Origin of the sequence: Maribacter huludaoensis (assembly GCF_029350945.1) — a bacterium.
Lineage (GTDB): Bacteria > Bacteroidota > Bacteroidia > Flavobacteriales > Flavobacteriaceae > Maribacter > Maribacter huludaoensis.
The window spans coordinates 235,029-256,844 of sequence record NZ_JARKMS010000003.1 but is presented as its reverse complement, the minus strand read 5'-3'; the positions used below and the strand labels follow the sequence as shown (position 1 = coordinate 256,844).

22 protein-coding genes are annotated in these 21,816 nt (G+C 34.8%); 14 read left to right on the top strand and 8 right to left on the bottom strand.

The features are described from left to right. Positions 1–6 precede the first annotated feature (6 nt). Positions 7–774, bottom strand: coding sequence for an XRE family transcriptional regulator (locus PXC01_RS11095; protein ID WP_276472366.1), 768 nt, complete (start codon positions 772–774; stop codon positions 7–9). A 139-nt stretch (positions 775–913) separates the two neighbouring features. On the opposite strand from PXC01_RS11095, the gene PXC01_RS11090 reads away from it, so the two are divergent. The 4 genes from PXC01_RS11090 to PXC01_RS11075 all read left to right on the top strand — a co-directional run bounded on the left by PXC01_RS11090 (position 914) and on the right by PXC01_RS11075 (position 4,257). After that, a complete protein-coding gene (locus tag PXC01_RS11090; RefSeq protein ID WP_276472365.1) occupies positions 914–2,173 on the top strand; it encodes a putative DNA modification/repair radical SAM protein in 1,260 nt (419 codons plus the stop codon). Between the two features lie 208 nt (positions 2,174–2,381). After that, on the top strand, positions 2,382–3,158 hold the full coding sequence (locus PXC01_RS11085; RefSeq protein WP_276472364.1) for a TIGR03915 family putative DNA repair protein: 777 nt from the start codon (positions 2,382–2,384) through the stop codon (positions 3,156–3,158). 91 nt (positions 3,159–3,249) lie between these two features. Then, the gene (locus PXC01_RS11080; protein WP_276472363.1) at positions 3,250–3,708 is read left to right on the top strand and encodes a DUF3291 domain-containing protein; all 459 of its coding nucleotides are present in this window, start codon (positions 3,250–3,252) and stop codon (positions 3,706–3,708) included. 141 nt (positions 3,709–3,849) lie between these two features. Next, positions 3,850–4,257: an OsmC family protein gene (locus PXC01_RS11075; RefSeq protein WP_276472362.1), complete on the top strand. Its 408-nt coding sequence runs from the start codon at positions 3,850–3,852 to the stop codon at positions 4,255–4,257. Positions 4,258–4,265: 8 nt separating this feature from the next. Here PXC01_RS11075 and PXC01_RS11070 read toward each other — a convergent pair whose 3' ends face one another. Beyond that, complete coding sequence (locus PXC01_RS11070) at positions 4,266–5,270, bottom strand: sugar kinase (protein WP_276472361.1); 1,005 nt, start codon at positions 5,268–5,270, stop codon at positions 4,266–4,268. A 180-nt stretch (positions 5,271–5,450) separates the two neighbouring features. On the opposite strand from PXC01_RS11070, the gene PXC01_RS11065 reads away from it, so the two are divergent. Next, entirely contained in the window at positions 5,451–6,092 is a 642-nt protein-coding gene (locus PXC01_RS11065) for a GyrI-like domain-containing protein (protein ID WP_276472360.1), read from the top strand. A 31-nt stretch (positions 6,093–6,123) separates the two neighbouring features. After that, positions 6,124–7,164 carry an alpha/beta hydrolase gene (locus PXC01_RS11060; RefSeq protein ID WP_276472359.1) on the top strand — a complete coding sequence of 347 codons (1,041 nt, stop codon included), beginning with the start codon at positions 6,124–6,126 and terminating at the stop codon, positions 7,162–7,164. Between the two features lie 9 nt (positions 7,165–7,173). Here the strand turns inward: PXC01_RS11060 and PXC01_RS11055 are convergent, their stop codons facing one another. Further along, positions 7,174–7,704, bottom strand: coding sequence for a hypothetical protein (locus PXC01_RS11055; RefSeq protein ID WP_276472358.1), 531 nt, complete (start codon positions 7,702–7,704; stop codon positions 7,174–7,176). A gap of 155 nt (positions 7,705–7,859) precedes the next feature. Here PXC01_RS11055 and PXC01_RS11050 point away from each other — a divergent pair, with 155 nt between their 5' ends. Then, entirely contained in the window at positions 7,860–8,903 is a 1,044-nt protein-coding gene (locus tag PXC01_RS11050) for a ThuA domain-containing protein (RefSeq protein ID WP_276472357.1), read from the top strand. 4 nt (positions 8,904–8,907) lie between these two features. Here the strand turns inward: PXC01_RS11050 and PXC01_RS11045 are convergent, their stop codons facing one another. Beyond that, on the bottom strand, positions 8,908–9,384 hold the full coding sequence (locus PXC01_RS11045) for a nuclear transport factor 2 family protein (protein ID WP_276472356.1): 477 nt from the start codon (positions 9,382–9,384) through the stop codon (positions 8,908–8,910). A gap of 123 nt (positions 9,385–9,507) precedes the next feature. Between PXC01_RS11045 and panB the strand changes: the two genes are divergently transcribed. The 3 genes from panB to PXC01_RS11030 all read left to right on the top strand — a co-directional run bounded on the left by panB (position 9,508) and on the right by PXC01_RS11030 (position 11,664). Further along, entirely contained in the window at positions 9,508–10,326 is an 819-nt protein-coding gene (panB, locus tag PXC01_RS11040; RefSeq protein WP_276472594.1) for a 3-methyl-2-oxobutanoate hydroxymethyltransferase, read from the top strand. A gap of 77 nt (positions 10,327–10,403) precedes the next feature. Further along, complete coding sequence (locus tag PXC01_RS11035) at positions 10,404–11,102, top strand: RluA family pseudouridine synthase (RefSeq protein ID WP_276472355.1); 699 nt, start codon at positions 10,404–10,406, stop codon at positions 11,100–11,102. A 31-nt stretch (positions 11,103–11,133) separates the two neighbouring features. Further along, complete coding sequence (locus PXC01_RS11030; RefSeq protein WP_276472354.1) at positions 11,134–11,664, top strand: DUF4252 domain-containing protein; 531 nt, start codon at positions 11,134–11,136, stop codon at positions 11,662–11,664. A gap of 9 nt (positions 11,665–11,673) precedes the next feature. On the opposite strand, the gene PXC01_RS11025 is transcribed toward PXC01_RS11030, so the two are convergent. Beyond that, positions 11,674–12,540 carry a DMT family transporter gene (locus tag PXC01_RS11025; protein ID WP_276472353.1) on the bottom strand — a complete coding sequence of 289 codons (867 nt, stop codon included), beginning with the start codon at positions 12,538–12,540 and terminating at the stop codon, positions 11,674–11,676. Between the two features lie 9 nt (positions 12,541–12,549). Further along, positions 12,550–14,094, bottom strand: coding sequence for a hypothetical protein (locus PXC01_RS11020; protein ID WP_276472352.1), 1,545 nt, complete (start codon positions 14,092–14,094; stop codon positions 12,550–12,552). A 145-nt stretch (positions 14,095–14,239) separates the two neighbouring features. On the opposite strand from PXC01_RS11020, the gene PXC01_RS11015 reads away from it, so the two are divergent. Together PXC01_RS11015 and leuB are read left to right on the top strand one after the other, a co-directional pair. Then, the gene (locus PXC01_RS11015) at positions 14,240–15,412 is read left to right on the top strand and encodes a 2-isopropylmalate synthase (protein WP_276472351.1); all 1,173 of its coding nucleotides are present in this window, start codon (positions 14,240–14,242) and stop codon (positions 15,410–15,412) included. A 2-nt stretch (positions 15,413–15,414) separates the two neighbouring features. Then, complete coding sequence (gene leuB, locus PXC01_RS11010; RefSeq protein WP_276472350.1) at positions 15,415–16,533, top strand: 3-isopropylmalate dehydrogenase; 1,119 nt, start codon at positions 15,415–15,417, stop codon at positions 16,531–16,533. Between the two features lies 1 nt (position 16,534). Here the strand turns inward: leuB and PXC01_RS11005 are convergent, their stop codons facing one another. After that, complete coding sequence (locus PXC01_RS11005; RefSeq protein ID WP_276472349.1) at positions 16,535–17,758, bottom strand: TlpA family protein disulfide reductase; 1,224 nt, start codon at positions 17,756–17,758, stop codon at positions 16,535–16,537. Positions 17,759–17,885: 127 nt separating this feature from the next. On the opposite strand from PXC01_RS11005, the gene pheT reads away from it, so the two are divergent. Further along, on the top strand, positions 17,886–20,315 hold the full coding sequence (gene pheT, locus PXC01_RS11000; RefSeq protein ID WP_276472348.1) for a phenylalanine--tRNA ligase subunit beta: 2,430 nt from the start codon (positions 17,886–17,888) through the stop codon (positions 20,313–20,315). Here pheT and PXC01_RS10995 read toward each other — a convergent pair whose 3' ends face one another. Continuing rightward, the gene (locus PXC01_RS10995) at positions 20,316–20,888 is read right to left on the bottom strand and encodes a fasciclin domain-containing protein (protein WP_276472347.1); all 573 of its coding nucleotides are present in this window, start codon (positions 20,886–20,888) and stop codon (positions 20,316–20,318) included. It abuts the gene before it with no gap. A gap of 203 nt (positions 20,889–21,091) precedes the next feature. Here PXC01_RS10995 and PXC01_RS10990 point away from each other — a divergent pair, with 203 nt between their 5' ends. Then, complete coding sequence (locus tag PXC01_RS10990; RefSeq protein ID WP_276472346.1) at positions 21,092–21,814, top strand: hypothetical protein; 723 nt, start codon at positions 21,092–21,094, stop codon at positions 21,812–21,814. The last annotated feature ends 2 nt before the right edge of the window (positions 21,815–21,816 follow it).

Below are 21,816 nucleotides of genomic sequence, written 5' to 3'. Positions count from 1 at the left end.
ATTTATTTAATTAACCTTCTTAACATGTTGTAATTGATCTTTTAACTCTTTCATAGACTCTTGAAGCTGTCGCAGCAATCCACTATCCGTTGTAGCATCTACATTGAACGTAATTTTACTGCTCACCTCCCAAATTTCTTGAATTTGAAAAGGTTTTATATCATAAGGAGGGTATGTTTCGTTTAAAGAAATCAGTGTTACATTATTTGAATTTGGTCTTTTCTCCACCTTTTTTACCATTATAGAATCTTGCAAAACCACTACATACATTTTATTCGCACTTACATAATCTATATGTTCAATTGCCCTGGCCAAAACCCATTCACCCGGATGTAAATTGGGCAACATACTATCTCCCTCTACTTGAAAGCCACGATAAGTAGCATTTCTAAATTCGGGTATAGGCAAATCAAAAGCAGGTAATTGCTGATACCAACTGGTATCCGAAATATTTTGAGGATACCCGGCCGCAGCTTTAGCATTCACCAACACCATGTTATCCCTATTAGCGGAATCAACCGTTACAACTTTGGGTATAACACTTGTCTTTGACGTTTCTAAATATTGTTCTTCACTTTCGCCAAAAAGCCAAAGCGGATTAATTTTAAATTGCTTTAACAACTCGGAAACCACTTTACCTGAAAGTTTTGTTCTGCCCCGTTCTATATCAGCAGTGGTATTAGAGACTCCGATCAACTTGGCAAAATCTGCCTGGGTATATCCTAATTCCCGTCTCAAATCTGTAAACCGTTTTAACGTCAATTCGTTTTCCATAATATAGCTCGTTATCAATCAAGTATTTAGCATTCTCGATACTTCAAATATAGTGAATATGGATTATATCCAAAAAATAATTAGGAATATTTCCATAATTAGGAATATTTCCATAATTTTGGATTAATTACTAATTGCTATGGATTTTAATCGAATTAAAGAAAAATTGAACATTTTGGCAGATGCCGCTAAATATGATGTGTCTTGCTCAAGTAGCGGCAGTAATCGGAAAAACAAGAATAATGGTTTGGGCGACACCGGTACCGGAATTTGCCATACCTATACAGAAGATGGGCGTTGTGTCTCCTTGTTAAAGATATTATTAACCAATCATTGCATTTTTGATTGTGCATATTGTGTTACTCGTAAAAGTAACGACATACAAAGAGCTGCTTTTAAAATACAAGAAGTAGTAGACCTAACCATTAATTTTTATAGAAGAAATTATATAGAGGGTCTTTTCTTAAGTTCCGGTATTTTCAAAAGTGCCGACCACACTATGGAACGACTTATTGCCGTAGCTAAAAAATTGCGTGAAGAAGAAAATTTTAACGGCTATATTCATTTAAAGTCCATACCTGGTGCCAGTGACGAACTAATGTATGAGGCCGGTTTATATGCTGACCGTTTATCGGTCAACATTGAAATCCCCACTATTTCCGGCCTTAAACTATTGGCCCCAGATAAAAAACATGAAGATTTCATTAAGCCTATGCAAAAGGTTAAAGATGAAATTATACGTTACAAAGAAGAACGTAAAATCATTAAAAGTACCGCCAAATATGCTCCTGCAGGTCAAAGCACCCAAATGATAGTTGGTGCTACAGGAGAAAGTGACAAGGACATTATGTACTCTGCCACACATTTTTATAAAAATTATAAAATGAAACGTGTTTATTACTCTGGCTATGTTCCTATTTCTACAGATAGTAGACTACCGTCATTAGGCTCAGAAGTTCCAATGCTTCGTGAAAACAGGTTATATCAGACAGATTGGCTCCTTCGTTTTTATGGTTTTAGTGTAAATGAAATATTGGATGCTGACAATCCAAATTTAGATATGGATATTGACCCCAAATTAATGTGGGCACTACGTAACCTAAATCATTTTCCGGTAGACATTAACAAAGCAGAACCACGAATGCTGGCAAGAATACCGGGAATAGGTATGGGCTCTGTACATAAAATAATAAGCGCAAGAAAATATCGTAGTTTAAATTGGGAACATCTTAAAAAAATGGGAATTGCGCTCAATAGAGCTAAGTATTTTATTATCTGTAATTCTAATGATTGGGAACGTAGAGATTTAGACGCACCTAAAATTAAAGGAATGATTTTACAATCTCAAAACGGTAAATTTAAAAAGCAATATAACAATCAATTATCTCTATTTAACTAAAGTATAACTTAACTATAATTTTATGACTATGGAAAATCTTAACAGCCCATTAAATACACAAAACATTTCAATTTTGAACATTGTTTTAAACCGTAGTCAGAGTCAAATTTTAACTTTAGGATACCAATTGGTATTATTAAAAACTAAAATTAAAAAAAGACTAAAAATCATTACTCGTATATTTTTTTTCAACTTCTAAAACTATAATATGAATACTTCAAAAATTCTAGTTTACGATGGTAGTTTCAATGGTTTTTTGACTGCTGTTTTTATTGGCTTTGAACAAAAATTAGCTCATGCCGACATTCAAAAAAACAGTCAATTTCAAAAAGGACTCTTTGCCGAAACCGAAACAATTTTTACAAATATTGAAAAAGCACAGCGTGTTTGGAATGGTGTACGAAAAAAAAATAATTCGGCAATTAAGAATATTTACTTTGCTTTTTTAAGTGAGCAAAATAATATTGAGGCACTACTCTATCACTACATACAAAAATTAATGGGTGGCAAGTATTTGGGCTCAACAGATTTTGGCGATGATGCAATTTTGAAAATAAATCAAATAGCTCATAAAGTAGGTAGAGAAAAACACAGAATGGAAGCCTTTGTTCGATTTCAACTCACTAAAGACGATGTTTATTTTGCCAATATAGAACCAGATTTTGATGTGCTACCACTAATATCAAAACACTTTAGAAATAGATATGCCGATCAGCAATGGATTATTTATGATGTTAAGCGCAAATACGGGATATTTTATGATTTACAGACCGTAGAAATCATATCACTTGATTTAACGGATATTCACACTAATAGTATTGAAAAAAGCGCTGTATTTACAGAGGAAGAATACAATTATCAAGACTTATGGAACAACTATTTTAAAAGTACCACTATTAAGTCTAGAATCAATACCAAATTACATGTTCAACATGTACCAAAGCGTTATTGGAAATATTTATCTGAAAAAAAGGAAGCCGTGTAGATTTATAATTCATTTTTGTTAATTTGGTAATTTACCTTGGTATAAATATGTAATATATTTTATTGAGCTCATATTTATAAGCATTGATTACATGGAGAACCATTACCAATTAGCACAGATCAATATTGCCAGAATGAGGGGAGTAAGCATTAACGACCCAATTATGAAAGAGTTTGTCGACAACTTAGATAAGGTCAACCAGCTAGCAGAACAAAGTGAAGGTTTTATATGGAGACTTAAAGATGAAACCAATGATGCTTCTAGCTTCAACCCTTACAATGATGAACAAGTAATTGTAAACATATCTGTTTGGGAATCTATTGAAACTTTAGAAAAATTTGTATACAGAACTTTCCATACCAATTTCTTAAGAAGAAGAAAAGAATGGTTTTTAAAATATGGTAAGGCATCTAATGCAATGTGGTGGATCAATAAGGGTGATTACCCTACTGTGCAGAACGCTGTTGCTCTTCTTGATTACCTTCAAATAAACGGTGCTTCAGAAAAAGTATTCGATTTTAAAAACAAGTTCTCATTCCCTAACCCCTAAATTCTTTTTTCCTGCTTTTATGTTTAACTGAATAAGTGTGACTTTAATCAGTTTTTAGTAGCGCATTGAATTGTAATTTTACAGTACCAAATATTACAATGGTATACCAATAAGGTATTGTTACAATATAAAAATTGCTACATGAACTATAGAATAAATGCTAATTCTAAATCTAACGATGACGCTACAATTCATATTAAAAAATCCAGTATAGATTTTGTAACTACCAATTCAACTTCAAAAAGTCTTCCAAATCCTGCGGAATTATTTTTGGGTTCTTTTGCTGCTTGCATGTTAAAAAATGTTGAACGTTTTTCTAAAATGATGAAGTTTGAATATCAGAAAACCGATTTAGAAATTAACGCAGATAGGCTTGAAAATCCACCGAGAATGGATAACATTGTTTACAATTTAATTATTTATAGCAATGATGAAAAACTAAATACAGGACTTTTGAAAAAAAACATTGAAAAACACGGTACTATATACAACACGGTAAAACGCTCATGCCAAATTACAGGCATGATAAAAGTTGAAAATTTACAATAGTCTTAATTCTATCGTACCAATCTGCCCGTAATATTGCCTGCAATTATATTGTTGACCTCATTTACGGTTGCAAAATTTACATCACCTTCATAAGTATGCTTTAAAGCACATGCTGCACTGGCAAACTCCATGGCTTTATAATCACCATATTGTTGTAACCCGTAAATCAATCCTGCAGCAAACGCATCACCTGTTCCTATACGGTCAACAACGTGGGTTATATCTATATCCTGCGTCTCCCTAAACTCTTTACCATTCCACATTCTTGCCCTTATTTTATGCCAAGAAGAATTTAATGAAGTTCTAATTTTATCAAATACTTTTTCAATGCTTGGAAATTCCTTCATCAGTTGTTTACTAGCCGCTATAAAGTCATCGTTTTCATACCCAAAGTCGGTTCCCAAAACCTCATTAATTTCATTTACGCCACCAATAAATATGGTAGAATAATGCAATAATTCTATTAATGCTTCTTTTGGATCTTGACCATATTTCCATAAACCACTACGATAGGTAGGGTCGGCAGAAACGGCAACACCTTTTTCTCTTGCTAATTTTAGTCCTTCTTTCAAGGTAACATAAGCTCCCTCTGACAATGCAGGTGTTATACCCGTCCAATGCATCCACCCTGCATCTTCCAATGCATTTTCCCAATTTACTTTAGAGGGCTCTATTTCAGAAAATGCTGAATGGGATCGGTTATAGGATATCATGCTGGGCCTTATTACTGCGCCTACTTCTAGAAAATAAACACCCAAAGGTCTTTTAGACTTTACAACTGCAGATGTATCTACCCCAAATTTTTGAATATAGGTCAAGGCAGTATCTCCAATAAAATCATCGGATACGGCACTAATGTGTTTTACATTGCCTCCAAAATTAGAAATGGAAATTCCCACATTTAACTCCGTCCCGCCAAAATAAAACTCAACAATATTGGATTGAACGAATTTTTTGTTGCCTCTAGGTGAGATTCTCATTAATACTTCACCGAACGTAACCACCTTACCCATGATATAAATTTTATTCTAAAATAGCCAATGCACAATTAAAAACAAGTCTTATTATAAAATATAATAAAACAGCTAACAAATGAATAATAACTGCGCGATAGAGCTTTATACAGTACTATAAACTACAAGTTAATTATATGAACCGTGCAACCTTTTGCCTTATTTACTTACTTTGTTTATATGAAGGCGATAGTAAAACATGAATGGAGAAAAACGGAAAAAGGTATTTATTTGCCTAAGAGTACCCCAAAACTGGTAACCATACCAAAGTTTAAATATTTAAGTATCCACGGAGAGGGTAATCCTAATAGTGCAACTTTTACAGAATATATACAGGCACTGTACAGTCTTGCATATGCTATTAAAATGACATTAAAGAAAACTGATGTCTTACCAGAAAACTATAGCGATTGGACAGTTTACCCGCTTGAAGGTGTATGGGACATCTCTGAACGTGCCAAAAAGAATTTTAACGGTATAATAAATAAAAATGAGCTAGTTTATAATTTAATGATCAGGCAACCAGAATTTATAGGTTTGGATATTTTTAATGAAATACTTGAAAGCACCAAAAAAAAGAAACCACAAAGACTTTTAGAACGTATACAATTCACTGAAATAACCGAAGGTCTATGTGTACAAATGTTACATATAGGCAGCTTTGAAAATGAAATTAAAACGTTTAAAGTAATGGAAGATTTTGCCAATACAAACAACTTAAAACGAAAGTCAAAGGTTCATAAAGAAATATACTTGTCTGATTTTAGAAAAGTTTCTGAAGAAAAACTTAAAACAGTATTACGCTTTCAAATACAAGACTAAATACTATTTAGTTATAATCAATATATACGAAATGAAATTAAGATACATTGTGTTATCAGCTCTACTGCTTATAGCGTATATGGGCCATGGGCAAACCAAAATTTCCGAACATAAGTATGTTAGTATTGGCGGTATTGAACAATGGGTATCCATTAGCGGAAATGACACCAATAATCCCGTGGTGTTGCTGGTTCACGGTGGTCCGGGAAGCACCATGAGCTATTATAAAGAAAATGTCTATGCTGGTTGGATGAAAGAGTATACCATAGTACATTGGGATCAACGAGGCTCCGGTAAAACATTTGGTATTAATCGACCTAAAGAAATGAACAATGATTTTTATACCAATAATCTACTTTCATTTGAACAAATGACCAATGATGGTATTGCAGTTTCAGAGTATGTATTAAATCGATTAGATAAGAGCAAATTAATATTGATCGGCACTTCTTGGGGCTCTATATTGGCGACACAAATGGCGCAAAAAAATCCAGATTTATTTCACGCCTATCTTGGCCATGCTCAATTTGTAAATTTTACTAGAAATATTAATAATGCCTATTATGAAGTTTTTAAACTTGCCAAAGAAAAGTTAGATGATCAAGCCGTAAAAAAACTTAATGATCTGGGCGCACCACCATACCAGAGAGCAAAAGATTATGGTCAGCTACTAAATGTGGTGAAACGGTTTGAAAAAGAACATTCAGAACCTGTACCCTTTAAATGGCGAAAAATTGCAGATGAATATGACAACAACCATGATAGTAAAAATAGATACGATGGCGATGATTATACTTTCTTAAATCTTGTGGGCGATGAGTATTTGGGGGTACCCGCAATGACCACGCACATTAATTTTGATAAAACAGCAGTAACATTTAAGCTACCGGTTTATTTAATTCAAGGAGAAAATGACGTTTTATGCCCAAAGGAATTGACCAAACCTTATTTTGATAAAATTAGGGCCCCAAGAAAAGAATTTGTAATCGTTTCAAAAGCGGCCCATATGGTAAATGAAGCTATTGTTAAAAAACAATATGAAATTGTAAAAGCGCTTCGTGTTCAAAATTGAACCGGAAATCTATTTACCCGATTTCTCGCCAACAAAATGATCGCTTTTTGCCTTAAAAAGAACATTAAATGTTGTTAAACTACCGTAGATACGAGTAATGTACTGTTGCAAATCTATTTTCTCTTGATCATCTAAATTCTTGCTTGAATTTATTTTTTGCTCCATAACCCGTATACGGTCACGCACCATCACAATTTTATGAAAGAACGTATTTATTGGAATTTCTTTATTGCTCACACCTACTTCCCCGGGCTCTAAAATTAAACTTCCACCCTTCCACTTATCGGCAATGGCCACTCGCTGCGTTGCATCACTCCATTTTTGCAAAATAGCTACCAAAGAACTTTCTACATCAAAAAAACTAACGGTATCCACTTCATTTTCAATTGCTTCAACAACCTCTATATCCGCATCAATTTCTATGGTCTCCAATCCTTTATCAATGAATGTGACCCAATACATATTGCTTGAAACATTGGTAATTACTCCTTTGCCGTATTCTTTATGTATTATTCTTGACCCTATTCCTAATATTTTCATTCTGCTGTGCTTTAATTTCCATGCTAATTTAAGATCAGTTTTTATCTTCAGCAAAAAGATGTCTACTTTTTACCCTATACTTATTGTACCAAGTTTTTTGTCATCTTAACTTCTTCATGTACATTTAAAGTCAACAATAATCGTAACCCATCAATATGAAAAATTTAATGGCAATAATTTTATGTAGCTTAATGTTCACCGCTTGTGGCGAGAAAAAGAAAGAAATTGCCGAACAAGCCCAACCACCTACTAAACTAAAAGCATTAATTATTGATGGACAGAACAATCATTATGTGTGGCCAAAGACTACCATGATGATGAAAGATTATTTAGAGCAGACTAATTTATTCACGGTAGATATTCAAAGAATGGATTCAATCTGGTTGGGCATAAAATATAATAAGACAAGACCTGAAAGCTATACTTCTTTCATAGAATCCTATCCTTTGAACGATAAAGTATATCACATATCTGAAAGTCCTATAAAAACTTCTGATTTTAAATTCCCTTTTAACGATTATGACGTTATAATTTCCAATCTAGGGGCCGATTCTCCTCTGTGGCCAGAACAGACCAGAAAAGATTTTGAGGAATATATGAAAAACGGTGGAGGTCTAGTGGTAATACATTCTGCCGATAACGCATGGGGAGACTGGGAAGAATATAATAAAATGATCGGTTTAGGAGCATGGGGAGGTCGTGATGAGAAATCCGGACCATATGTGTACTATGATGCTAACGGGGAATTGATAAAAGACACCTCTGAGGGAGTCTGTGGTTCTCACGGTCCTGAATATGAGTTTGAATTGACCAATAGGGCACCGGATCACCCGATTATGAAAGGTATTCCTGAAAAATGGCTACATACACCCGATGAAATGTATGAGCGCATGAGAGGTCCTTTTGAAAATGCAACCATATTGGCGACGGCATTTGCAGACGTAGAAAAGAATGCCCCGCCTTGGGACCCTTCAATTACAGGTTTAGGTCAGAATGTTCCTCAACTCATGGCCATTAATTACGGTAAGGGTCGTATTTTTCATTCTACCTTAGGACATTTTGATTATTCTATGGAGTGTGTAGGTTTTATAACTACGTTACAACGCGGTACCGAATGGGCAGCTACAGGCAAGGTTACCCAAAAGATTCCTAAAGATTTCCCATCAGTGGAGGCCTCCAGTTCCCTATCATGGAAATAGATTTTTAATGTTGATCGGATATTGTTTTACAGTCTTCTCTTCTCCTAGAATCTAGCAAGTGGATGATTTTCCATGCATCTTTTTCTTTCATTAACTGAAAAGAATTAACACCGCAGTGACTGAACTCGCCATTATACCAAAATTCGTATGGGGCCCAGACTTGGGCAATACCCCCGTCTATTTGCAATTTATAATCCAATATTTTTTCGTGAAAAGGTATTGAATCCGGTGTGGAAGACATGAAATATATTAAATCCTGAATACCGTTTTTTCGGTAATCCATTTTACCTGATTCATTTAAGGTAACTACGGTCTGCATTAAAATATCAGATTTAACTACACGTTTCATTGCATGTTCATTTTTACCATTTAATGCGTAAAAAAAAGTTTCAACCGCGTATTTAACTTTTACCTCTTCATCTGCTTGTGCCTTAATTAGGTTGATAAACAAGAATGGTAAAAGGAAAGCAAAATATTTCATGGATTCTTATAAAAAGTTACTTGCGGTAAAAATAATCAAATTTAGCACCAACACTTTCCAATGGATTCTATTTAGATCTCGTTAAAACTCCTTACTTTTATGGCTCTTAATCAATATAAAAATATGTCTGTAGCCAAAAAAGAATACAAAAGAGTAACGGTGAAATCACTTGTAGATATGAAGAAGAATGGAGAAAAGATCTCTATGCTTACTGCATATGACTATTCCATGGCCAAAATTGTGGACGCTGCCAAGGTAGATGTTATTTTAGTTGGCGATTCTGCCAGTAATGTAATGGCTGGTCATGAAACAACCTTACCAATTACCTTAGACCAAATGATTTACCATGCATCATCGGTCATTAGAGCTATAGACAGAGCTTTGGTAGTTGTAGATTTACCTTTTGGTAGTTACCAAAGTGATCCAAAAGAAGCTTTACGTTCTGCAATTAGAATTATGAAGGAAAGTGGTGCCCACGCTGTAAAATTAGAAGGTGGTGCTGAAATTAAAGAATCCGTAAAGAGAATTCTAGCAGCAGGAATACCGGTAATGGGACATTTAGGCCTAACGCCACAGTCTATATACAAATTTGGAACCTATACAGTTCGTGCAAAAGAAGAGGAAGAAGCGGAAAAACTGATGGAGGATGCAAAATTATTAGAAAAGTTAGGATGTTTTGGTTTGGTATTAGAGAAAATACCTGCTCAACTCACAAAAAAGGTTTCTGAAAGTTTGACCATTCCTACTATTGGAATTGGCGGAGGAAAACATGCTGACGGTCAAGTTTTAGTGGTGCATGACCTATTAGGTATGACCCACGAATTTAACCCTAGATTTTTACGTAGATACATGAACCTTTACGAGGAAATGGGGAAGGCAATATCAAATTATGTCAGTGACGTAAAAAGTCAAGATTTCCCTAATGACGAAGAGCAATATTAAACAAGACCCACTATCCAAGCACTTTAAGGATATTGTAAATTTATACTGTTGAAAAGTTAATGAGATAAGTCTGAAATTTGTCAAAAAAACAACATTCTACCGTAGATAATCTTCAAGTTCTGTTTGAAGACAACCACTTGATCGTAATCAATAAACGGCCAGGAGATATTGTACAAGGTGATAAAACCGGGGATAAACCTTTAAGCGACGCCGTTAAGGCTTTTCTTAAAAAGAAGTACAATAAACCAGGAAATGTTTATTTAGGCGTGGTGCATCGTTTGGACAGACCTACATCGGGCATTGTAGTGTTTGCAAAAACTTCTAAGGCATTGCCCAGGCTAAACAAAATGTTCGCGGAAAAAGATGCCAAAAAAACATATTGGGCAATTGTAAAGGATAGTCCTACCGAACCCCAGAAAAGACTGGTTCATTGGTTGAGGCGAAACAACAAACAAAATAAATCTTACGCTAACATTAAAGAGGTTCCGGATAGTAAAAAAGCTATTTTAAGCTACAGAATATTAAAAAAACTTGATCGCTATTTTCTACTTGAAGTAGACCTGGAAACCGGTCGTCATCATCAAATACGCTCTCAACTTACCGCAATAGGAAGCCCTATAAAAGGAGATTTAAAATACGGTTTCAGCAGAAGCAATGCCGATGGAAGCATACATCTACATGCTAGAAAATTAAAGTTGATGCATCCGGTAAAAAAAGAACCTTTAGAAATTATAGCACCTCCTCCTATTGACCCTATTTGGAATGCATGTCTATAATTTTCTTACTTTTAACTTAAACACTATAACCATGTTAAAGAAAATATTCACCTTTATTTTATTTGTAAGTATAACTTCATGCGGCAGTTATAATTCTATTGACTCTTTTTACGATGCCCATAAAAATGACAATCAGGTAACCGCTATACGCGTACCACAGTTTATGCTTTCAATGATCAGCGAAATTTCGCCTGAAATGAAAGCTATGGTCGGCAATGCCAAGGATTTAAGATATATGCAATTTCCGAGTGCAACTTCTAGCAAAACACAATTTTTAAATCAGCAGATGAACGGCATTACCGGCAATTCTTTTATAGAAGTTTTTAGAAAAAATGACAATCTAAAGCGTAACGTTGTCTCGATCAGAGAGAAAAAAAACCTAGTTAAAGAAATTCTTATCTATAACAACGATAGCCAAACAGGTTCATTTCTATATTTCAACGGAGACTTTGATCCGGTAAAAGTTAGGGAAATGGCAAAAAACGAACAGTTTACCAAATTTGGAGACAACATCATTAATCAGTTCGGAGCAAGTACACCTGGCATCAATTCTCAAAATTAAAACATATCTCTAAGTCTTCTTTTTTGAGCGAATACTTTCTATTACAACAGAACTTAAAATCAGTATTCCTCCTAAAATTGTTGTACCCTTAGGTATTTCAGACAAAAAAACAGCTGCAATTAAAATACCGTAAACAGGCTGTACACTGCTTAAAATGCTAACTGTTGTAATATTAAAGTGTTTAAATGTCATTAAAAACATGGTATGACCAATTGCCGTGGTCAACACTGCTAATGCTACCAAAACCTCCCATTGATTTACTATTGCATCTGTTGAAACGGTTAACAGAAAAGGAAATAAAATAATACCTACAATTGCTGTTTGATATGTCATTAGCACAGTTCCATTATATTTAGAAACTTTTTGCTTTAATATAATGTTTCTTAATGCATATGCCAATGCAGAAAAAACCCCAAATGCAATGGCAATGGTATACGAATTTTCAAAATCTAGTGTAGGACTCAGAAAATACATTCCGGTCAGCACCAAAAAAGCAAGAAGCAAATGCATCAATTGAAATTTGGTTTTAAGAAGAATTGGCTCTAAAAATGAAGTAATTACAGGATATGTGAAAACGGAAAGCATACCAATTGCTACGTTAGATAATTTTAACGAATAAAAATAGGTTACCCAATGCGCGCCCATCAATAATCCGCTTAAAAAAATTACAAGTGCGTCCTTTTTATCGATTTTTAAGTTAAAGTCTTTCCATTTACAATAGAGCACTAAAGCAACAAAAGCTATAACCGCCCTAGCACCAATTGCAACTGGTACCGGTAACTGAACATAACGCCCTAAAGCACCTGAAGTAGCTACAAATAGCATTGCCAGGTTAATTTCAAGCAAATGTTTTACATGGTTGCTTTTCTTCTGCATGAATTTTACTTAACGGGATTTTGCCAACGCTTTTTCTCTCATTATTTGAGAAACAGGTTTGTTCTGTAAGTGACTCTCTAACCACGATAAAATATCCAAATACAGAAAAGCCCTCTTTTCATACGGATGATCCTCGTACTTTTTAAGTTCGTTGTACAATTTTTGAAATTCTGCCTTTAATTGATTAGGGTAAATACCACCCAAACTCCTAAGAAATTTGATCATTTCCTTTTGTACGGCATGCATATCGTCCATTTTTAAAAGAAACTTATAGGTACTTTTTAATTGTACTTCTAAATGATAATCCATACCAGCTTCATAATGGGCAACCAAACTTAAAACACGTGCAAAACACATAAGGTCCTCACGCATTTTTAAATTTTTATTTTCAATTATCTTTTTTAAATATTGAATACAAGTTTTATTATCTCCAATACCAAAATATAGACAGGCAATTTTATAGTACAATACCATTACATGGTGCACATCTATTCTATCACGATGTTTGTTTATACCGTATTCAATAATTTTAACCAGATACAACCCTTTTTCAAAGGTGCCTTCAAGAAAATGCAAGTTTAGTTTATTGGCATTTAAATACATGAATACCAGTGAGTTGATATTGTCATTATCAGGAAACTCCTTTTCCTTGATCGTATTTTCTAAACGCTCTAAAACTTCTTTAAATTGAGAACTATATTGCACATAAAAAAGTGATTCCAATAAATAATGATTCCCTTTTAAAAAGAATACAGGGTTTAAATAAATCATGTCTTTATTATCGTAGAAAAGATCTACCCATTTACTTGCATATTTAAAACACGATAAAAAATCTTGCGTCAAAAAACTATACCATAAATGAGCCTTATACAGCCACAATTTTTCCCTAAAACCCAAATCCTCTAAATTATATAGAGGCAAATGGTCGTTAAAGTACGTTTTCACCTTTTGATAATCTTCATCGCTACGGGCATAACCAACTTTGAGCATCATACCATAAAGCTGTAAAGACAGATTTGACAGCTTACTGGTCATTACATTATGACCGGACAATTCTTTGGCCTGTATGGCAAGTTCATTTGCGCGGTCAGGTATACTACGAGTAATGTACTGAGTTTCAATAATTTTTTCTAACTCTACTATTTCGTACGCTATGTTCTTCTCTTCGTTCTCAATGGCAACACCCTTTACCTTATCTAAAATTTTTAAACTCTGCTTGTAAAGTCCTTTTTGATATAAGATAGTAGCAAAATCTAACTGCTCACGAATTTGAACCCTTATGTTCTGATTGACCGGATTCAATCTTAAACTTACCAAAATCTGCTTATACAGGTGAGCCTTTAAATTAGATAGCTGTGCTTTCTTGACGATTCCACTTTGTAAAATTATTTTTTCATCATACTGCTTAATTTTATCCAATAAATTGAACAATGCCAAAAATTTGGCATCGGTATTCACCCCTAATCTGCCAACGTAAAGCTTAAATTGACGTTTCTCAGATTTAGAAAGTGATTTAACTAAAACGAACAAAGCATCTTTATGCGCATTTGTCATCGTAAAAAAATGAGTTTAAATAATTGAAATTCAATGTTTTATACACCTAAAAAACTAGCTTAACGTTGTAAACAAGTTTACATTTTTTATAAGCATTATGTTTTAGGTTATATATTCGTTTGACGAGTAAAACTACGTAAATAATATGAGTAAAGATATCGTTCAAATATTTGACACTACATTAAGAGACGGGGAGCAAGTGCCGGGCTGTAAATTAGACCGTGAACAGAAACTGGTCATTGCAGAACGCCTAGATGTATTGGGGGTTAACATAATTGAAGCTGGTTTTCCCGTATCTAGTCCTGGTGACTTTCAATCTGTTGAAGCTATAGCCAAGCTCGTAAAAAATGCCACGGTATGTGGTTTGACGCGTGCTGTCAAAAATGACATCGAAGTTGCGGCCCAAGCTTTAAAACATGCTAAAACACCAAGAATTCATACAGGTATAGGTACATCTGATTCTCATATAAAATTTAAGTTCAATTCTAACAGAGATGCTATTATAGAACGTGCAGTTTCTGCGGTCAGCTATGCAAAGACATTTGTTGAAGATGTTGAATTTTATGCCGAAGATGCCGGCCGTACGGATAACGAGTTTTTGGCACGTGTTTGTGAGGCCGTAATTAAAGCTGGCGCTACCGTTCTTAACATTCCAGACACTACCGGTTATTGCTTACCAGATGAATATGGCGCTAAAATTAAATACTTACGTGAAAACGTAAAAGGAATAGATAAAGCTATTCTTTCTTGCCATTGCCATAACGATCTAGGTTTGGCAACCGCAAACTCTATTGCAGGTGTTATAAACGGAGCAAGACAAATTGAATGTACCATTAATGGAATTGGCGAGCGTGCGGGCAACACTTCCTTAGAAGAGGTGGTCATGATCATGCGACAGCACCCTAACCTAAATCTAGACACGACCATAAACAGCCAATTATTGTATGACACCAGTTTAATGGTTTCTCGCAAAATGGGTATGATGGTACAACCCAATAAAGCTATTGTAGGAGCGAATGCTTTTGCACATAGCTCTGGCATTCATCAAGATGGTGTTATCAAGAATAGAGAAACTTATGAAATAATTGATCCTGCAGACGTTGGCGTTACAGAATCTTCTATTGTATTGACTGCAAGAAGTGGTAGGGCCGCTTTGGCCTATAGAGCCAAAATAGTAGGTTACGAATTAACAAAAACGCAACTAGACGATGTATACCAAGAATTCTTGAAATACGCCGACACTAGAAAAGAAATTAAAGATGATGACATTCATCAAATTATTGAAACATCAAATATAGATTTACAAAGTATTAGCTAATTATGCATTTAGACATTGCTGTTTTAGAAGGAGATGGAATTGGACCTGAGGTCGTTGCACAATCTATTAAGTGCTTACGCTCCGTAGAAGAGACCTTTGGCCATAGCTTTACCTTTAAAAAAGGACTTATAGGCGCAACTGCGATCAAACAGACCGGCAGCCCATTACCAAAAGAGACCTTAAAACTTTGTAAGAATACCGATGCAACATTATTTGGTGCATTAGGCTTACCGGAATTTGATGACGACCCCAAAGCAAAAATTTGGCCTGAACAAGGTCTACTTAAATTACGTAAGAAATTAGGACTGTTCGCCAATATTAGACCCGTAAAAGTTTTTCCTTCACTGGTAAAGCAATCACCATTATCAAAAACCCAAGTCCAAAATACAGATTTAGTTATTTTTAGAGAACTTGCCGGTGGAATTTACTATGGGGACAAGTCTATTGATGAAGAAAAAAATTCTGCCACGGACACATGTACCTACACAGAATCTGAAATAAGCAGAATTGCACATTTAGCCTTCAAATCTGCACGTTCCAGAAAAAAGAAGGTAACTCTCGTAGATAAGGCCAATGTGCTAGAAACTTCTCGTTTATGGCGACGTGTAGTACGTTCCATATCCGAAAGCTACCCAGATGTATCCCTCAATTGCCTATTTATTGATAATGCAGCTGTACAGATGATTTTAAATCCGTCACAGTTCGATGTAATTTTGACCGATAATATGTTCGGTGATATTTTATCAGACCAAGGTAGTGTAATAGCTGGCTCGATCGGTCTTTTACCTTCTGCATCAGTAGGACTTGAACATGCAATGTTTGAACCCATACATGGCTCTTACCCAAATGCGGCAGGGAAAAATATTGCGAATCCCGTTGCTTCCATTTTAAGTATGGCGATGTTGTTGCAGCATTTTAAAATGAACGAAGAATCCGATGCCGTTGTTGCCGCTGTATTAAAGTCTTTTTCCAAAAAAATTGTTACTCCAGATATTTTAGGCAGCTCTAAATACGGTACCAATTATGTTGGAGATTTCATTGCCGATAACATCATGGAACTAGATGGAAGCTTCAATATAAACGATGAAAATATAGGATTGGGAAAATCTACGATCATATAACCTATTCATTGCTCAATTCATCAATCATTGTAGAGAAATGAGTTTTAAATTCCTCATATTTCTCTCCGGTGGCAGGACCGTTAAAACCAGTATGAATTTTTCTAACATCCCCTTTTTTATCAATAAATATTGTAGTTGGGTAAGACAACACATGGTTTAGCATCGGTAATTTTTCTTGAGCTTTTTGCTTATCATAAGTCCCATATTGCGCCAGTAAAATTGGATAGGTCACCCCTACCCTTTCCTTTAATCTTTTTATACCCTTTATAGCCAATTCTTTTGTTTTGGCAGATTCGAACGCCAAACCAATTACTTCTATATCTTTATGCTCTTTTAAATACTCTACCAAAAATTTTGTTTCGTCTAAACAATTTGGGCACCAAGTTCCCATTAATTGTATAACTACCACCTTGTCTTTATATTTCTCATCATCTAAAGAAACCATTTTCCCCTCCAAATCAGGAAATGTAAACGCCAATTTATCATAACCTTTATTAAGAAAGGTCAATGAATCCGGATCAGGCAATTCAAACCCGTCATTTCTGGTTGCAACGAACGGTTCCTTAAAATGATTTCCTGAGTAAAAAATACCGTTCATAGTAGAATCTGTAATCTTTGCATTGAAAAGAAACGCATGGGCACCGTCAAAAGCCGATAATTTTAATGAATCTCCATCAAGTATACCATCTAAATACCTGTAGTCACCTGTAGTAGTTCTAAAAGTACCCGTTACCCTATTGTCCTCCTGTAGAAAAATACCTTTAGCCACATATTCTTCTTCTACATTAGGGCTAAAATATGTTTCCCAAATACCTGAGACATTCTTATTGGTATTATCGTTCTTGGCAGTAAAACGTTCCGCCTTTCCTTGCACGGCCTTAAACGGTACTATTCTATCCAAACTTTCTTTAATGAATTTACCTTTAATGCTATTCTTGGTAAAGGTACCTGCTAAATAACCTTCAAAAACAGGTGTACGCATTACAATGGAGTCTCCTTTTATTTCAATCTCATCTACATTAATAACTTCTTCCGCATTAAAAATTTGCATTGCATAATCGCCGTTATCATTTTTATTGACTTTTAGATTAAATGGCAATACCTGGTTGTCCATTATTTCTAACTCCACAACCCAAAGACCTTCGGACAAGCCCTCGTTTTGCTTATCCTCCTTACAACCAATAAATAACATCAAAACGGCCAGTACTGCAACACCAATTCTCATAGTTCATTTTTAAATTAACTTCTAATAAACAATTAAAATGGCAGAATTAAAAATTAAAATAAAGACTATACAGCTTATTGAATGTATTAGGGCATTGTTTTATCTTTGCTACCAATAAATTTTTTGAATGAAAATATCATATAACTGGCTTAAACAGTTCATACAAATAGATTGGGAATCACAAAAAACCGGAGAACTTTTAACCGATTTAGGCTTGGAAGTTGAAGGTATAGAAAAATTTGAATCTGTCAAAGGCGGATTAAAGGGCATTGTGGTAGGTCATGTATTAAGTTGTGAAAAACATAGCAATGCGGACAAGTTGAACGTTACCATGGTAGATATAGGTTTAGATGCACCGGTACAAATTGTATGTGGCGCTAAAAACGTAGCTGCTGGCCAAAAAGTTCCGGTAGCAACGATCGGGACAACACTTTACACTCCCGAAGGTGAAGCATGGACCATTAAAAAAGGAAAGATTAGAGGAGAGGAAAGCTTTGGTATGATTTGCGCAGAAGACGAGTTAGGTCTTGGTAATAGTCACGAAGGCATTATGGTACTAGAAAAAAGCCTAAAGGTAGGCACACCTTGTTCTGAAGTATTTAATATTGAAGAAGACGAGATTTTTGAAATTGGGCTAACACCTAACCGAGCCGATGCCATGAGCCATTTTGGTGTTGCAAGAGATTTAAAAGCCGGACTTAAACAGAAGGAAATTACCAAAGAACTGATTACGCCTTCAACAAGTCATTTTAATATAAACGACAGATCGCTTAAAATTGATGTAGATGTTTTAAAGCCTGAATTGGCGCCACGCTATTGCGGCATTACGTTAAGCAATTTAATCGTACAGCCTTCACCTACTTGGCTACAGAATAGACTTAAAGCTATTGGGCTTACCCCAAAGAACAATGTTGTAGATGCTACGAACTACGTTTTACATGAACTTGGGCAGCCGTTACACGCTTTTGATGCAGCAAAAATCAAAGGAAATAAAATAATTGTAAAAACATTAGAGAAAGGAACAAAATTCATTACTCTTGACGGCGTAGAAAGAACTTTACATGAAGATGACCTAATGATTTGCGACGCCGAGAAACCTTTATGCCTAGCGGGTATATTTGGGGGATTAGGTTCAGGAGTAACCGAGGAAACCACTTCTATATTTTTGGAAAGTGCGTACTTCAATCCTGTTTCCATAAGGAAGTCAGCTAAGAGACATACTTTAAATACCGATGCTTCATTTAGATTTGAAAGAGGTATTGATATTGAAAATGTTGAATACAGCTTAAAACGTGCAGCTCTATTAATCAAAGATATTGCAGGAGGGGAAATAACCTCTGATGTCTATGACCTTTACCCTAAAAAATACCCTAATTTTGAAGTGTTCTTGGCTTTTGAAAAAATTAATAAGCTTATAGGACAGGAAATTCCCCAAGACACCATTAAATCAATATTGGCTTCTCTAGATATTAAGGTTAAAAACGTTACCGAGGCAGGTATGGGTCTTGAAGTGCCTTCTTACCGTGTAGATGTTCAGAGACAGGTAGATGTTATTGAAGAAATCTTAAGAGTTTACGGTTATAACAATATAGCATTTGGTCAGAAATTAAATGCATCTATCGCTACAACCGAGGCTGCAGCTGACCATACCGTTCAAAACATTGTTGGTAACGCTTTGGCAGCAAAGGGGTATTACGAAATTTTGACCAACAGCTTAACGAACCCGGACTACACCTCAATTTTAAACAAGGAGAACGAGGAGCACAAATCCATAGAGATAATCAATCCTTTAAGTGGAGACTTATCAGTACTTAGAAGAACGTCTTTATTTTCTGCTTTGGAGGCTGCCAGCTACAATATCAATCGTAGAAAACCTAACCTTAAATTATTTGAATTTGGTAAGACCTATTTTACAAAAGGTGATAAAAGGATTGAACCAAAATACTTAAGTATCCTAATTAGCGGAGACTCAATACCAGTTAGTTGGACAAATAAACAGATTGCCACAAGCTTTTTTGAACTAAAATCCATAGTAGAGTCAGTGCTTATTAGATTAGGATTATCCAATTTAAAAAGTACACCAACCAATGCAACAATATTTTCTGAAGGCTTATCATTTACACACAAGAAAAAAGAATTGGTTTCTTTTGGGCTGATAAAAAAATCAATTCTAAAGCATTTTGACATAAAGCAAGATGTTCTTTTTGCAGATTTTGACTGGGATGCGGTTTTAAAGCAAATTGATACCGCCCCTGTTTCCTACATAGAAATTCCAAAGCATCCGGAAGTTAAAAGAGATTTTGCACTTTTACTAGATAAGAATGCATCTTACAAAGAGCTTTATGACCTTGCATTTGGTGCAGAACGCAAGTATTTAAAAGACATGACCCTTTTTGATGTCTATGAAGGTAAAAACCTACCGGATGGTAAAAAGTCTTATGCAGTAAGTTTTACTTTACAAGATGATAAAAGTACATTGACAGAAAAGCAAATTGAGAAAATTATGTCAAAATTACAGAACGCTTACGAGCGTAACTTAGGAGCTACGCTTCGTTGATCAAAACCTATCTTGTGGAACAAATACGGCATCTACCTCGTGAATGATGCCGTTAGATTGATTCGCATCCGCAGTGGTAATAGTTGCAGCGTTGCCTGAAGAATCTGTAAGAATTATATCTATACCCTTCATGGTAGCAGTAATTTTCTCACCTTGTATAGTTGTAAATTTTGCCACCCCGTTTCCCCTACACATTGCTTTTAATATTTTAGAGGCGGATAATTTATCCGCTATGATATGATAAGAAAGTATCTCCTTTAATATCTTCCTATTTTCTGGATTATATAATCTATCCACAGTGGATTTAGAAAGTTTATTAAAAGCGAGATTTGATGGTGCAAAAACGGTAAACTCTCCTGTGTAATCCAATACTTTATCCAAGTTTGTAACTCTCAGCCCTCTTAACAAAGTAGAATGGTCTGCAATTGACGCTGTACGTTCCAAAATTGATTGTTCATTGACAATGGTAGAAATTATTTTCTCTAGCTTAAATTTTATTACATTGTCCTGTGCATTGGTATAAAGCCCTAGCAATAGGGCACACAAGGACACGAGGGATGTCCATTTTTTCATGATAGTTGGTTCTTAGGGGCTACTGTTCAAAAATCGATAAACGGATCGATTTCTCCGTTAATATACAATTAGATGTGTTTTACACCTAACCCAAATTATACGCATCAATTATTTTAACATTTTATTAACTTTTAATTAAGTTAAACAAGATTTTAATAAAATTACTAATTGATTAACTTTGAGTGTATTGCTAAAAAAAGAACATGTTTTTACCTAAGACAAACATTGAACAAAAACTTTCAAAAGTTAGAAATAGCAAGGTGCTATCCGATGAGGCAAGGATGAAAGAGGTTTATGACATTCTTTCTAATTTAGACCAAGAATTTGACAGAATTGAGCGAAACATTTCATCGACTAACAATACTATTTATCATAATTTCAATTTAGATTTATTAGAAAGTTCTAAAATCTATCATATTGAAGAGATAAAACAAATTTGCATTGACTACAGATTGCGCTTTCTGGATACCAAATATTTTAAAGGCACCATACCGGCAGAAGCTTTATCAAAAATCAAGAGATTGGAAAAAGAGCATGATCTGGAAATTAAAGCTTTTAAAATTATAGCGCCTTCTAAACTTTTTAAGCTAGAAGATAAAGACGACCCATTATTATTTGCGCCTATTGGCAATGGTTATTATTATTTAATACACCAATGGGGCAATGACCTTCACCCATTACGCAAGTTGTTAATGTGGCCTTTTAAAAGCATAGTAAACCTTGCTTTCTTAGTTCTTCTAATAAGTTTTGTAACTACAATACTTATACCAGATGGATTATTTTCAAAATCAAGCTCAAATGCCCAATTTTGGATTTTATTTTTCTTTATGTTTAAGTGTATAGCCTCTGTAGTAATTTTTTACGGATTTGCTATGGGGAAAAATTTTAATCCTGCTATCTGGAACAGTAAATATTTTAATAGTTAAGA

Bases quoted from the DNA above. Each gene is read 5' to 3' on its own strand.
- PXC01_RS11020 (WP_276472352.1), bottom strand. From the start codon at position 14,094: ATGACAAATGCGCATAAAGATGCTTTGTTCGTTTTAGTTAAATCACTT.
- pheT (WP_276472348.1), top strand. From the start codon at position 17,886: ATGAAAATATCATATAACTGGCTTAAACAGTTCATACAAATAGATTGG.
- PXC01_RS11080 (WP_276472363.1), top strand. From the start codon at position 3,250: ATGGAGAACCATTACCAATTAGCACAGATCAATATTGCCAGAATGAGG.
- PXC01_RS11065 (WP_276472360.1), top strand. From the start codon at position 5,451: ATGAAGGCGATAGTAAAACATGAATGGAGAAAAACGGAAAAAGGTATT.
- PXC01_RS10990 (WP_276472346.1), top strand. From the start codon at position 21,092: ATGTTTTTACCTAAGACAAACATTGAACAAAAACTTTCAAAAGTTAGA.
- PXC01_RS11025 (WP_276472353.1), bottom strand. From the start codon at position 12,540: ATGCAGAAGAAAAGCAACCATGTAAAACATTTGCTTGAAATTAACCTG.
- panB (WP_276472594.1), top strand. From the start codon at position 9,508: ATGTCTGTAGCCAAAAAAGAATACAAAAGAGTAACGGTGAAATCACTT.
- PXC01_RS11045 (WP_276472356.1), bottom strand. From the start codon at position 9,384: ATGAAATATTTTGCTTTCCTTTTACCATTCTTGTTTATCAACCTAATT.
- PXC01_RS11070 (WP_276472361.1), bottom strand. From the start codon at position 5,270: ATGGGTAAGGTGGTTACGTTCGGTGAAGTATTAATGAGAATCTCACCT.
- leuB (WP_276472350.1), top strand. From the start codon at position 15,415: ATGCATTTAGACATTGCTGTTTTAGAAGGAGATGGAATTGGACCTGAG.
- PXC01_RS11095 (WP_276472366.1), bottom strand. From the start codon at position 774: ATGGAAAACGAATTGACGTTAAAACGGTTTACAGATTTGAGACGGGAA.
- PXC01_RS11030 (WP_276472354.1), top strand. From the start codon at position 11,134: ATGTTAAAGAAAATATTCACCTTTATTTTATTTGTAAGTATAACTTCA.
- PXC01_RS10995 (WP_276472347.1), bottom strand. From the start codon at position 20,888: ATGAAAAAATGGACATCCCTCGTGTCCTTGTGTGCCCTATTGCTAGGG.
- PXC01_RS11085 (WP_276472364.1), top strand. From the start codon at position 2,382: ATGAATACTTCAAAAATTCTAGTTTACGATGGTAGTTTCAATGGTTTT.
- PXC01_RS11050 (WP_276472357.1), top strand. From the start codon at position 7,860: ATGAAAAATTTAATGGCAATAATTTTATGTAGCTTAATGTTCACCGCT.
- PXC01_RS11075 (WP_276472362.1), top strand. From the start codon at position 3,850: ATGAACTATAGAATAAATGCTAATTCTAAATCTAACGATGACGCTACA.
- PXC01_RS11090 (WP_276472365.1), top strand. From the start codon at position 914: ATGGATTTTAATCGAATTAAAGAAAAATTGAACATTTTGGCAGATGCC.
- PXC01_RS11055 (WP_276472358.1), bottom strand. From the start codon at position 7,704: ATGAAAATATTAGGAATAGGGTCAAGAATAATACATAAAGAATACGGC.
- PXC01_RS11015 (WP_276472351.1), top strand. From the start codon at position 14,240: ATGAGTAAAGATATCGTTCAAATATTTGACACTACATTAAGAGACGGG.
- PXC01_RS11005 (WP_276472349.1), bottom strand. From the start codon at position 17,758: ATGAGAATTGGTGTTGCAGTACTGGCCGTTTTGATGTTATTTATTGGT.
- PXC01_RS11060 (WP_276472359.1), top strand. From the start codon at position 6,124: ATGAAATTAAGATACATTGTGTTATCAGCTCTACTGCTTATAGCGTAT.